The following is a 12552-nucleotide window of genomic DNA, read 5'->3' on the forward strand; positions in this document are numbered from 1 at the left end:
ATAATCTGAAAATATATAATGGCTGAAGTTGTTCGAATGCCGAAGATGAGCGATACCATGACTGAAGGGGTTATCGCCAAATGGCACAAAAAAGTTGGCGATAAGGTAAATACCGGTGATTTAGTTGCTGAAGTAGAAACCGACAAAGCCACAATGGACTTTGAATCTTTCCAGGAAGGGACTTTATTATACATAGGTGCCGAGGAAGGCTCTGCTGCACCAGTGGATTCAATCATTGCAGTTTTGGGTGCCGAAGGTGAGGATTATAAATCTTTACTTGAAGGCGGCAGTTCAGCTCGGGAAACTGCGAAAGCAGACAATGAATCAGCTCCACCAGCAGAATCTGAGGCCTCTTCGAAGGATGAAGGCCCTTCTATAGATCCGGAATCAATAGGAGCTACGGTTATCCGCATGCCTCTTTTAAGTGATACTATGACTGAAGGTGTTATTGCAGAATGGCACAAAAAAGTTGGTGATACTATAAAAAGTGATGATACGCTGGCCGATGTTGAAACCGATAAGGCAACCATGGAAGTTACAGCTTATGCTGAAGGAACTTTACTATACATTGGTGTAGAAAAAGGTCAGGCGGCAAAAGTGAATGATATCATTGCGATTGTTGGTAAGGAAGGTACAGATGTTCAACCTCTATTAAAAGGCGGGTCAAAACCATCGGCTTCATCTGGTGATAAAAAACCAGAACAAGCTTCTTCTGCAGAACCTGCAAAAACTGAAATATCTCCTGAAGCTAAGTCTTCTGATTCAGATTCACGTATTAAGGCTTCGCCTCTTGCAAAGAAAATTGCTCAGGAAAAGGGAATTGATTTATCTCAGGTTAAAGGAAGTGCGGAAGGTGGTCGTATCATAAAGAAAGACGTTGAAGAATTTACGCCTTCAGCAAAATCAGCTCCACAAGCGGCTGCTCCTCAAGCTGCTGCACCTGCATCCAAAACAGAATCAAAGATTACTATTCCCCAGTACATTGGCGAAGAGAAGTATACAGAAAGACCTGTTACCCAAATGCGTAAGGCTATTGCCCGCTCATTGTCCGACAGTTTGTTCACAGCTCCTCATATCTTTGTAACCATGAGTATTGACATGGACAGCGCTATTGCTGCCCGTGCAAAAATCAATGAGTATGCTCCTGTTAAGATTTCATTCAACGATTTAGTAGTAAAAGCTACAGCAATCGCACTGAAACAACACCCTGCAATTAACTCATCTTGGTTAGGCGATAAAATCCGCACTAATGAGCATGTTAATATCGGAGTTGCTGTAGCGGTTGATGAAGGCCTGGTTGTACCTGTTATCAAGTTTGCTGACGGTAAATCGCTATCACACATCTCTTTAGAAGTTAAAGACTTTGCAGGAAAAGCAAAATCTAAAAAACTTTTACCAACGGATATGCAGGGTTCAACCTTCACTATATCTAACTTAGGAATGTTTGGTGTAGATGAATTTACTGCGATCATTAACCCACCAAACGCTGCTATTTTAGCGGTTAGTGGAATTCAACAAGTGCCGGTTGTTAAAAATGGTGCAATTGTTCCGGGAAACATCATGAAAGTTACTTTAAGTGGCGACCATCGTGTAGTAGACGGTGCTGTTGTTGCGGCATTCCTTCAAACACTAAAAGCGCTGTTAGAAGAGCCTGTTAGATTATTAGTTTAACATTATTTATAATTTTTAAAAAAGCCGTCTCAAAAGCAATTTTGAAGACGGCTTTTTTGTTCAGGCCATTTCGTCTCAACGCAGACGACGACAGCTCCCTTCCTTCCTGACAGCAAAACTTCTTTCCTTCCCTCCACAATCATACTAACTGGCCATATTGAAGAGTTATTGATAGTTACTAAAATTCGGTATATTGAAATAAAATATAAACCGGTGAATTTCAGCAACTACCTGTCTTTTTACCTCTGCCGTATTTCAACTGTTTTAGCATTTCTTTGCCTGAATGAAGGCTCCTTTGGCCAAAATTTTTCCTTTATAAATGAACGAAAAAGGGAGATTACGTCATTTAAATTAATTAACAATCTAATTATTGTACCCGTATACATTAACGGAAAAGGACCTTATAACTTTATTCTCGATACAGGTGTAGGAATTTTTCTTATTTCAGACCCAAGTCTTATGGCAACACTCGACACCAGCCGGACAAGAACTATTAAAATCCATGGTATAGGCGAGGGTAATGAAATGACTGCCATCATTCAGCCGAGAGCCACTATAGAATTAGGAAATTTTATAAAAGGAGAATTTCCCGTCGCCATACTTAAAGAAGATCCTTTTAATTTATCATCCTATGTAGGTATGCCGGTACATGGTTTAATAGGTTATGAATTATTCAGCAGTTTTATAGTCCGTATTAATTATTCATCAAAAACAATCACATATTACAAACATGAAACGGCTTATATTCCACGAAAAGGGACCAAAGTACCGATCTCTATCGAAGACAGAAAGCCATATATTGAATCGGAATTAAAACTCCCCGACGGAAAAAAAGAAACTGTTAAATTAATTATTGATACTGGTGCAGGACATCCCTTGTCGCTTGAAACAAACAATGGAATCCCTTATGATGTTCCAGAAATCAATATCCCCGCCAATCTGGGTGTTGGCTTATCCGGTATGATAAGTGGATACATTAGTCGCATTCCAAATATGACTGTGGGAAAGTTTCAGTTATCTAATATTATTTGTGCATTCCCCGATTACAGTAATGTAGCTGCTAAAATCTATTCTGTAAGCAGAAACGGCAATTTAGGAAACACGATATTAAAGCGATTTAACGTCGTTTTCGATTACCATAGAAAAGTAATGTATCTAAAGCCTAACTATTTGTTTAAGGAGCCCTTTGAGCATGATATGAGTGGAATAGAGATTGCCGCTAGCGGACCCAACTTTGAATATATGATAATAACCCGGGTGGAAAGAGGATCTGCAGCGGAACGAACAGGGCTCCATGCCGGCGACAGAATTATAAGCATAAATTTTAAGAAAGCGGAAGAATTAGGAATAGAAGAGATCAACGGCCTTTTCCGCTCAAAAGACGGCAGGTCTGTGGTTATGCAAGTCCAGCCTAATAATTCAAAAGAATCCCACATTTTTATTTTAACCCTAAAAAGAAGAATATAATGTTCTTATTAAGTTTTTATGTTTCCGTCTAAATCTACGGCAACTGAATAAGGTTGTAAATACGCATCAAAAAGTATAGCTAGTTCCCGTCTTGAAATTACCCTTTTCAGATCAAAGCTTCCATTCATTCGGAGTGATGTTTTCCAGCCCTTCTCAGCCTCTTTGTTAAGCTCCTCACCTCTTGAACCTACAAACTTAATAAGACTCAGTGCATCATTAAGAGTAAGTTTATCAGTTTTATTATCCAGGAACCAGATCTGACTACGTGAGTACAGCTCCCTTAAGGGTTGTTTTAATTCTTCGGTACTTACAGGGGCCTGGGGCATAAAAAGCAGTTTTCCATTTTCTTCTTTTCCTTTTAAAATGCCTGTTACTCCAATGTGCTGAAAAGCTATCATTGAGGAATCCGACTCATGAATGTCATCAAACTTAATAATACGTGAATTATAGGTCAGTAGCTCAGTTTGAATCACCCGAACATTTAATTTATTGGTAGTAGTTTTAAAAAATGAACAATAAGCAGCAATTGCACCAGCAGCCTGTCCGCTTAAGATATTTAATGATTCTCCCGCAGGGGCAGCCAGCACAAGATTTTCAATATCCGGGACAACCAATGAAGAAAGGTAAACCGGCTTAAAATAAAGTTTATCACCTGAAGTGACAGCTACACTGGTTCTATACTTTTTATCAGAATATATCACAGGAGCTTGAGTTGAAATAGTTTTTTTATTGATTACAAGCCCTGCCATTTTTGCTACCGTTTGACCCGGAGTAGCATCTAAAAGGATATCAGCTTTTATCTCTTTGTGAACCAATGTTATGTCCCATCCCTTGCCGGATTTTTTAATCTTAGTTATTGAGGCATTTGGAAGAACTGTTAAATTTTTGATTGTATCTGTCCAGCTTTTAAAAACCTGAGCTGTAAACTCGGGACTAAGCGTATGGTTATCTTTAAGAGGTGATTTTTGAAGAGAATCTACTCGTTTGATAAAATCTGCATAGATTCCTGCTTTAAGCGATCTGTCAACCGGTGATAAAACAATGGCATCAAACTTTTTCGCATCAATTAGTAAGGTTTTTACTCCTGATTTTGCTGATTGAATCGCGGCTGCATATGCTCCGGAATTTGCTCCAACAACAACGACGGAGGTTTTTATGGTTTGTGAAAAACCTGTTAAACTAAAAAGGAGGCAAATGAACACTATAAGATTTCTACTCATCTAAATTGTATGTTAATAATCAAATATATCTTCTGAAACGGTAAACATTACTATTAATTTCTTTTATTATTATAAATGGATTTTAACATTCAAATTACGCATCAATTTTAACATTCGAACACTTATCAATGGATATAGAAAAATTACGATTTCCAATAGGTAAATATGTGGCACCCAGAGAAATTACAGATTTTGTGTTACAACAATGGATACACGAAATTTCTATGTTGCCGTCGGAATTACGAAATGCAACGCGAAATCTTGGCGAAGATCAGTTAAATAGCCACTACAGGCCTGGCGGCTGGACCTTGAAACAGGTTATTCATCATTTAGCCGACAGTCATATGAATTCTTATATAAGGTTTAAATTGGCCTATACTGAAGAGAATCCTACAATACGACCCTATTATGAAGAACGATGGGCTGAATGTGAAGAAGCAAAAAATGCTGACATAGAGGTTTCATTACGCCTTTTGGAGGCTTTACATAACAGATGGGTTTTATTTATGAAGTCTATGGGATCCGAAAGCTGGAACAAAACGTTTTATCATCCGGGAAATAAGCAAACAATGGTATTAAGAGAGGTTGCAGGGTTATATGCCTGGCACGGGAAACATCATTTAAATCATATTTTAATGACGTCCTCCACGAAAACTGATACAAGTTTAGGATAAATAAAAAAACCCGCTCATGAAATATGAACGGGTTCTTGAAATTATTTGTTTAAAATTTATTGAGCATTTTGACGTGCTTCATTTTTAAGAGTTTCGTTTGCTACAATAACAATCTCTACCCTACGATTTTGTGCTTTACCACTTGCAGTTGAATTATCAGCAATTGGCTCAGTTTCACCTTTACCAACAGTAGTTAACCTGCTACCAGCAACTCCCTGAGCAGAAGCATAAGATTTTACTGATGCAGCTCTACGCTCTGAAAGGCTATAATTATACGAATCGGAACCATCCGCATCAGTATGTCCGATAACCATGATATTTGTTTCAGGGTTATTTTTCATTGTAGCAGCCAAGTTTTGGATGTTAGTCCTGGCATTTTCTTTTAAATCGGATTTATCGACATCAAACAAAATTCCTGAATCAAATTTAACGATCAGACCTTCTCCGGCATCAATAACTTCAGCACCAGGTACAGTTCTTCTGATTTCTTCTGCTTGTCTATCCATTTTACGGCCGATATAAGCTCCGGCTACACCGCCAATTGCACCACCTATTACTGCTCCAACAGCAGTATTACCAGCCTTTTTTCCAATAATTGCACCGATAGTACCACCAGTTGCGGAGCCTATAACCGCACCTTTCTGAGTTTTGGTCATTTGACTGCAACCTACAGTTACCATTGATGCTGTTGCTAAAGCTATACAGTACGTAGCAATTTTAATCTTCATTGGTTTCATAATTCTAAATTTTTTGTGTGTGTTTAATTATTTTCAAATTTAATGCCATATTCTACAATCTCAGCAGGAATTCCAAGTTTTTTTGGCCTTTATTTATAGACTCCCGGATTGGCAATTGGTTTAAAATAATTAACGTTAATATTCAATACAATAGTTTTTTTTGCAAAATTGTTTTAAAGACATGGGGTTTTCCCGCCGTCGACAGGAAGATTTATTCCATTTATATAACCTGCCGCCGGGCTTGCCAGAAATGCAATAGCCGCCGCCACATCTTCCGGCGTGCCTATTCTTCCTGCAGGTATTTCAGCAATCAAATCTTTTTCAACCTGTTCTAAAGTTTTCCCTTCTTTATCAGCCCGGCTTTTAATCAGTGACTGCAATCTCCCAGTCATAGCCGTACTGGGCAGAACATTATTTACAGTAATCCCGTAAGGCGCTAATTCAATAGAAATAGTTTTTGCCCAGTTTGCAACGGCGGCTCTAATTGTATTAGAAACTCCCAGTCCCTTTAAAGGTACTTTTACAGAAGTTGAAATAACATTGATAATTCTTCCCCAATTTGCCTCTTTCATACCAGGCACTACAGCCTGGGCCAATATCTGATTACAGATAATATGCTGAGAGAACGCAGCTACATACTCTTCAGGATCAGCATCAATTGCTTGCCCCGCCATAGGGCCACCGGTATTATTTATCAGAATATCTATGGTATGATTTTTTAAATAATTTTGTAACTCCGCTTTTAAGCGTTCAGGTTGAGTAAAGTCAGCTACGATATAATGGTGCGATTCGGTATCATCAGCGGGCAGATGATTAATAATATCCTGAAGCTTATATTCATTTCTTGCTACAAGGGTTATGCTGGCTCCCAAAAGAGAAAGTTCCAGGGCCGCTGCCCTGCCAATTCCTTGCGTACTCCCGCAAACTAAAGCCCGTTTTCCGGTTAAATCTATGTTCATGTGCTTAACGGTTTATTGCATAACAGAAAAATACTCTTCAAGTTCTGAGAGAGTGCTTTTACTGGTTTGAATATCTTTAATAATTCTGCCTTTTTCCAAAAGCAAAATTCGTTGAGATACTTCGGTTACGTGATTCAAATCGTGACTGGAGATAATTGTAGTAATCTGCTTTTCGTCGGTAATACTTCTAATAATACTCTTTAACCTGATTTGTGTACTGGGATCTATATTCGCAAAGGGCTCATCTAAAAACAGGATTTCCGGATTTTGAAGCAAACAGGCAATAACCCCAACTTTACACTGATTGCCTTTAGAAAGATCTCGAATGTATTTTTTCCTGTCTAGAATTTCGCCGTTAAAAAAATCGGTATACTTTTCAAGCTCAGAATCTATATGGGCTTTACCAAAGCCATGTAACGATCCGATGAAATAGAAATATTCTTCGGGAGTTAAATATTCTATCAGGAAGCCTTCATCCAGAAATGATGCCGTATAATTTTTCCAGGTCTCTCCTCTGGCAACATTTTCTCCTTTCAGAAGTATTTCGCCCTTGTCTGTTCTGATCAGGTCGAGTATTAACCGAAAAAGCGTAGTTTTTCCTGCGCCATTATTTCCTACTAAACCAATGGTTTCACCTTTATTAATCAGCAGTTCAGGGATATCCACCGCGACGACACCGTTATACGTTTTAGTAAGATCTTTAATTTCTATCATAGGTAATCAACATTAGTGATTTCTAAATCCTTCCGCAATTGTATAACGTTTACGTTTAAAACTTTCCGTCAATTTATTTATCCAGAACTGCCTGGCTAAAATAAAACCCAGACCGATAAACCCTAAGGCTAAAATTCCGGCAATTGGATTAAAAAAGCTACTAATCAGTAAATAAATTATTACAGGAGTTACGAAGAGAGGAATACCGATTATAAATTGCGAGGCGCCAACTCCTTCCCAATTAAATGAAGAGCCTTTTGAAAGATCAATATATTTATAATTCCTGTTGGCAAAAGCCAGGACAATTACGCTGCTCACCCCTATATTCCATAAGTAGAGCATGCAGTTCGTTAATAAAATTTTCCAGCCAAAATACCCGTAAGGGGTGGTAACAAGCAAGGCTAATGTTGCGAATAAGGTAAACAGAACAAATTTCGATTTATAAAAATCCTCAGCGGATATTTTCTGAGCTAGTATTCCATCAAAATGTGCGCTCTGCCAGCTAAACATAAACTGCCCGTAATTTATTATGAAAATTCCGGTCATCATCATGCCTGCAACAATCATTATAGTTTCGTCTGGCTGGCGATTTCGATAAAACATAAGTCCATAGAACATAAAAATACAACTCATAATAAGGGTTGATTTGGGCCTTTTATTTCTAAGTATCAGCTTTATTTCCAATGCTGCCAGGTCTCCTGCAATTCCAAAACGCTTTAGGAAAGGAATATCCGTAACCGAATTTTGGCCCGAACGTTCTCTCTGCAGCTCATCGAGATATAAATTACTTTTTAAAAAATTATCATTAATAAAATACATTGATGCGCCGAGCGCTACAGGAAACAGGGCCAGAAACGGGAGATGTAGAATTGAGTTAAAGACCTCTCTGGAAACCCTGGAAATTGAAATATAATCAGAATAAAAATCTAAAAGAATAATACCAGCCAGGGTACAGAAAAATGCAAGGATGAACCACGCGTTCATATTCACTTTCCGTTTTAGCCATATGCTAAAAAAATGATTGAAAAGAGTCAGACCGGCAATAGAAATGAGCGTCCCCAAAAATTCCAGCACTCTCCCTTCAAACAATAGCACTTTCATTAAAAAAGGAACGGTCAATAGAAATGGCGACAAATTAAATCCCGACCATAAAGAAGTAATAGATAAATAATTAACAATCTGGTTTCTGCTTATTGGTAAGTTTAAGTATGGCTTAACACTTAAAGTGGGCAATTCCTGAAGTTGAAAACGCATCAATAAATCGAACAGGAAATAATAAAGCAGCAATCCATTAAAGGCATCCATCATACTCCTTTCGGGGAATACCTTATCAAGAATTTTATCCAGAAAAAATGAAGCTATTAGAAGATTAGCAAAAAGGTAAAGCATGGTTAAGGCCAGTAAAATACTAACTATAATACTTTTACCTGTATTTTTTGAGCGCCAGAATGCTAGCCATTGGTGCTGTAAAAAAGCTTTATTCATGGTGCTGAATATAAGGATTTGACAGCAGTTTAATATTTATACTTCCCCTTCCACAAAGTCTTCAACCTTTCTCTTAATTTCTGCTCCGCGGCATTATTTCCTGGCTGATATAAGGTGCTTCCTTTTAACGAATCAGGAAAATACTCCTGCTCCTCAAAGTTCCCTTCAAAAGAATGAGAATATTTGTAATCCTTACCATAACCAATATTTTTCATCAGCTTGGTTGGTGCATTACGGATATGTAGCGGAACTGGCAAATCTCCGGTTCGTGCAACCAGTTCCTGAGCCTTATTGATAGCGTCATAACTGGCATTACTTTTTGGTGAAGAGGCCAGATAGGTAACAGTTTGAGATAAAATTATCCGGGATTCAGGCCAGCCGATTACATTAACAGCCTGGAAACAATTATTCGCTAAGAGCAGAGCATTGGGGTTAGCATTTCCCACATCTTCTGAGGCAAGAATTAATAGCCTCCGGGCTATAAAAAGCGGGTCTTCACCACCTGCAATCATCCTGGCGAGCCAGTAAACTGCAGCATTGGGATCGCTGCCACGGATAGATTTTATGAATGCGGAAATAATATCGTAATGATTCTCACCAGCTTTATCATACAAGGCCATGTTCTGCTGAACATTTTCTAATACCAGCTGATTGGTTATGGTCAGCTTATCCGTTCCGACAGCATTTACCACAAGTTCCAGAACATTTAATAATCTCCGGGCATCGCCACCGGAAAGACGGAACAATGCTTCGTATTCATTTATTTCAATTTGCTTACGCGATAAATAATCGTCTTTGATTAAGGCCCGATTTATTAGATGGGTTAAATCTTCCTCCGTTAAAGGTTTAAGGATATAAACCTGGCATCGCGATAGCAAAGCGGAAATAACCTCGAAAGAAGGATTTTCTGTGGTTGCCCCTATCAAGGTTACCAAACCACGTTCAACCGCTCCCAAAAGAGAATCTTGCTGAGATTTAGAGAAGCGATGTATTTCATCTATAAATAGAACGGGAAGATTTTCGTTAGTATGTTTAAGAGCAGTTGCTTTATCAATAACTTCCCTTATATCTTTAACACCCGAATTAATAGCACTTAAGCTAAAAAATGGTCGGTCGAGCTGCCTCGAGATAATATACGCCAAAGTAGTTTTACCAACTCCAGGCGGGCCCCATAAAATCAGCGAAGGCAGATTACCACTTTCGATGGCTTTCCGAAGTATTGCGTTTTGGCCGACTAAATGTTGCTGTCCAACATAATCATCTAAAGTTGCCGGGCGCATTCGTTCTGCTAATGGAGCAAGGGTTGCCATAGATTTTAAATTGTTTTATCTGCCTGGCTTCAGGAAAATTTAACGCAAAGCAGTCAAGATTAAGCGCAAAGACCACCAAGAACATGAGCAGTGCATACCCTCCGAGTTCTTTGCGTGAAACCCTACCCTTTTTTCACTTCCTTTGCCCAGGCATCCTTTAGGGTAACGGTTCTGTTGAAAACAAGTTTTTCGGAACTAGATTCTTTATCCAGCGTAAAATATCCTTTTCTTAAAAATTGATATCCTCTTCCCATTTCGGCATTATTCAGGTCTTGTTCGATATAAGCGTTCGGAATAACCTGCAGACTATCAGTATTAATATATTCTTTAAAATCGCGCTCTTCATTTCCGGGATCTTCTACGCGGAAAAGTCTGTCGTATAATCTTACCTCTGCATTAGCGGCATGTTTAACACTTACCCAATGAATAGTTCCCTTTACATTGATTCCGGAGGTATCTTCTCCAGATTTAGACTCTGGGAAATATGAACAATGTACCTCTGTAACATTTCCGAATTCGTCTTTAACAAAATCCTCACATTTGACAATGTAGGCATGCTTCAAACGGACCATTAAGCCAGGCCCTAAGCGGAAGTATTTCTTCGCAGGATTCTCCATGAAATCATCGCGTTCAATCCACAACTCTTTACCAAAAGGAATTTCTCTTATCCCTTCTCCACCTTCAACTTCGGGATTATTCTCGCCGTAAAGAATTTCGTCTTTACCCTCGGGATAATTGGTAATTACCAGCTTTATCGGGTCCAGAACTCCCATTCTTCTCCATGCAGTTTTATTTAAATCCTCACGAACACAGAATTCAAGCAAACTGATATCAATAATATTTTCTCGTTTTGCAACGCCTATTCTTTCGCAAAAGTCTCTGATAGAGAAAGCTGTAAAACCACGACGGCGTAGACCACTAATGGTTGTCATCCTTGGATCGTCCCAGCCATTAACAAAGCCTTCGTTAACCAGCTGAAGCAATTTACGTTTACTGGTAACGGTATAAGTCAGGTTTAAGCGGGCGAACTCATATTGTTTCGATGGAAAAATTTCGAGTTCATTGATAAACCAATCGTATAACTCGCGGTGACTTACAAATTCGAGAGTGCACAATGAATGTGTTATGCCTTCAATAGAATCTGATTGCCCATGTGCAAAGTCGTACATAGGGTAAATGCACCAATTATCACCGGTGCGGTGATGATGTGCATGACGGATTCTATACATAAGAGGATCGCGCAGGTGCATATTGGGTGACGACATATCAATTTTCGCCCTAAGCACTTTTTCCCCATCCTTGTATTTGCCCTCTTTCATCTCGGCAAACAGTTTCAAATTTTCTTCAATGCTTCTTGATCGGTAAGGAGAGGCCGTTCCGGGTTCGGTAGGAGTACCCTTTTGTTCAGCAATTTCTTCGGGTGTACCGTCATCAATATATGCAAGACCCTTTTTTATTAGCTTAACAGCGAATTCATACATCTGCTCAAAATAATCAGATGCGAATAATTCATTCTGCCATTCGAAACCTAACCACTTAACATCTTCCTTTATGCTGTCTACGTATTCGGTATCTTCGGTTTCGGGATTAGTATCGTCAAAGCGTAAATTAGTTTGACCATTATATTTTTGAGCAAGACCAAAGTTTAAACAAATAGATTTAGCATGTCCGATGTGCAGATAACCATTCGGCTCGGGAGGAAAACGGGTGTGAACCCGGCCCTGATGCTTTCCATTTTTTATATCTTCTTCAATTATCTCTTCGATAAAATTTAATGATCTTTCTTCGCTCATATATAAAATAAAGGTTACAAAAGTAGCAAAATTCAATGCCCCGCAGTAAAGTATCTTTCAAGGATTTATAAAAAACTTCTTACTACTTTTATAAGCATGAAATCGCTAAACAGACCTGTAAGAGTTTTGATTGCAAAAGTAGGTCTGGACGGACATGATCGCGGTGCAAAAGTTATTGCCACATCCTTACGGGATGCAGGTATGGAAGTTATTTATACTGGTTTACGTCAAACTCCTGAAATGGTGGTACATAGTGCTTTACAGGAAGATGTGGATGCAATTGGAATCTCTATCCTCTCGGGAGCGCATATGACTGTTTTTCCAAAAATAATTCAGCTAATGAAAGAAATGGAACTTAATGATGTTCTATTGACAGGAGGTGGAATTATTCCGGCTAAAGATCAGACCATCCTCCATGATCTGGGTGTGGGTAAGCTTTTTCCGCCGGGAACTCCTACCAGAGAAATAGCCGCATATATTAAAGATTGGGCTTCTGAGAATAGAAATTTCTAAATCTTTATT

Annotated in this window: 11 protein-coding genes; 4 read left to right on the forward strand and 7 right to left on the reverse strand. The window is 38.8% G+C overall.

From position 1 onward, the window contains the following. The first annotated feature begins 18 nt into the window (after positions 1-18). Positions 19-1671 carry a dihydrolipoyl dehydrogenase family protein gene (locus WG906_RS11490; RefSeq protein WP_339992763.1) on the forward strand — a complete coding sequence of 551 codons (1653 nt, stop codon included), beginning with the start codon at positions 19-21 and terminating at the stop codon, positions 1669-1671. Between the two features lie 213 nt (positions 1672-1884). Then, positions 1885-3138: an aspartyl protease family protein gene (locus tag WG906_RS11495; RefSeq protein ID WP_339992923.1), complete on the forward strand. Its 1254-nt coding sequence runs from the start codon at positions 1885-1887 to the stop codon at positions 3136-3138. Between the two features lie 8 nt (positions 3139-3146). Here the strand turns inward: WG906_RS11495 and WG906_RS11500 are convergent, their stop codons facing one another. Then, on the reverse strand, positions 3147-4358 hold the full coding sequence (locus WG906_RS11500) for an FAD-dependent oxidoreductase (RefSeq protein ID WP_339992764.1): 1212 nt from the start codon (positions 4356-4358) through the stop codon (positions 3147-3149). A 128-nt stretch (positions 4359-4486) separates the two neighbouring features. On the opposite strand from WG906_RS11500, the gene WG906_RS11505 reads away from it, so the two are divergent. After that, the gene (locus tag WG906_RS11505; protein WP_339992765.1) at positions 4487-5032 is read left to right on the forward strand and encodes a YfiT family bacillithiol transferase; all 546 of its coding nucleotides are present in this window, start codon (positions 4487-4489) and stop codon (positions 5030-5032) included. 56 nt (positions 5033-5088) lie between these two features. Here WG906_RS11505 and WG906_RS11510 read toward each other — a convergent pair whose 3' ends face one another. The 6 genes from WG906_RS11510 to WG906_RS11535 form a co-directional block, all read right to left on the reverse strand. Beyond that, positions 5089-5769, reverse strand: coding sequence for a YiaD family glycine zipper/OmpA-like lipoprotein (locus WG906_RS11510; RefSeq protein WP_431844477.1), 681 nt, complete (start codon positions 5767-5769; stop codon positions 5089-5091). A gap of 173 nt (positions 5770-5942) precedes the next feature. After that, positions 5943-6728: an SDR family oxidoreductase gene (locus WG906_RS11515; protein ID WP_339992767.1), complete on the reverse strand. Its 786-nt coding sequence runs from the start codon at positions 6726-6728 to the stop codon at positions 5943-5945. A 12-nt stretch (positions 6729-6740) separates the two neighbouring features. Then, positions 6741-7442, reverse strand: coding sequence for an ABC transporter ATP-binding protein (locus tag WG906_RS11520; RefSeq protein ID WP_339992768.1), 702 nt, complete (start codon positions 7440-7442; stop codon positions 6741-6743). A 12-nt stretch (positions 7443-7454) separates the two neighbouring features. Then, on the reverse strand, positions 7455-8927 hold the full coding sequence (locus tag WG906_RS11525; protein WP_339992769.1) for a DUF5687 family protein: 1473 nt from the start codon (positions 8925-8927) through the stop codon (positions 7455-7457). A 29-nt stretch (positions 8928-8956) separates the two neighbouring features. Continuing rightward, complete coding sequence (locus tag WG906_RS11530; protein ID WP_339992771.1) at positions 8957-10237, reverse strand: replication-associated recombination protein A; 1281 nt, start codon at positions 10235-10237, stop codon at positions 8957-8959. Positions 10238-10359: 122 nt separating this feature from the next. After that, positions 10360-12030, reverse strand: coding sequence for a glutamine--tRNA ligase/YqeY domain fusion protein (locus WG906_RS11535; RefSeq protein WP_339992772.1), 1671 nt, complete (start codon positions 12028-12030; stop codon positions 10360-10362). 96 nt (positions 12031-12126) lie between these two features. On the opposite strand from WG906_RS11535, the gene WG906_RS11540 reads away from it, so the two are divergent. Next, positions 12127-12543: a cobalamin B12-binding domain-containing protein gene (locus WG906_RS11540; RefSeq protein ID WP_339992773.1), complete on the forward strand. Its 417-nt coding sequence runs from the start codon at positions 12127-12129 to the stop codon at positions 12541-12543. Positions 12544-12552 lie beyond the last annotated feature (9 nt).

Source organism: Pedobacter superstes (assembly GCF_037622515.1).
Lineage (GTDB): Bacteria > Bacteroidota > Bacteroidia > Sphingobacteriales > Sphingobacteriaceae > Paradesertivirga > Paradesertivirga superstes.

Coding starts and splice junctions, on each gene's coding strand:
- WG906_RS11490 (WP_339992763.1), top strand. CDS start 19: ATGGCTGAAGTTGTTCGAATGCCGAAGATGAGCGATACCATGACTGAA.
- WG906_RS11500 (WP_339992764.1), bottom strand. CDS start 4,358: ATGAGTAGAAATCTTATAGTGTTCATTTGCCTCCTTTTTAGTTTAACA.
- WG906_RS11505 (WP_339992765.1), top strand. CDS start 4,487: ATGGATATAGAAAAATTACGATTTCCAATAGGTAAATATGTGGCACCC.
- WG906_RS11510 (WP_431844477.1), bottom strand. CDS start 5,769: ATGAAACCAATGAAGATTAAAATTGCTACGTACTGTATAGCTTTAGCA.
- WG906_RS11515 (WP_339992767.1), bottom strand. CDS start 6,728: ATGAACATAGATTTAACCGGAAAACGGGCTTTAGTTTGCGGGAGTACG.
- WG906_RS11520 (WP_339992768.1), bottom strand. CDS start 7,442: ATGATAGAAATTAAAGATCTTACTAAAACGTATAACGGTGTCGTCGCG.
- WG906_RS11525 (WP_339992769.1), bottom strand. CDS start 8,927: ATGAATAAAGCTTTTTTACAGCACCAATGGCTAGCATTCTGGCGCTCA.
- WG906_RS11530 (WP_339992771.1), bottom strand. CDS start 10,237: ATGGCAACCCTTGCTCCATTAGCAGAACGAATGCGCCCGGCAACTTTA.
- WG906_RS11535 (WP_339992772.1), bottom strand. CDS start 12,030: ATGAGCGAAGAAAGATCATTAAATTTTATCGAAGAGATAATTGAAGAA.
- WG906_RS11540 (WP_339992773.1), top strand. CDS start 12,127: ATGAAATCGCTAAACAGACCTGTAAGAGTTTTGATTGCAAAAGTAGGT.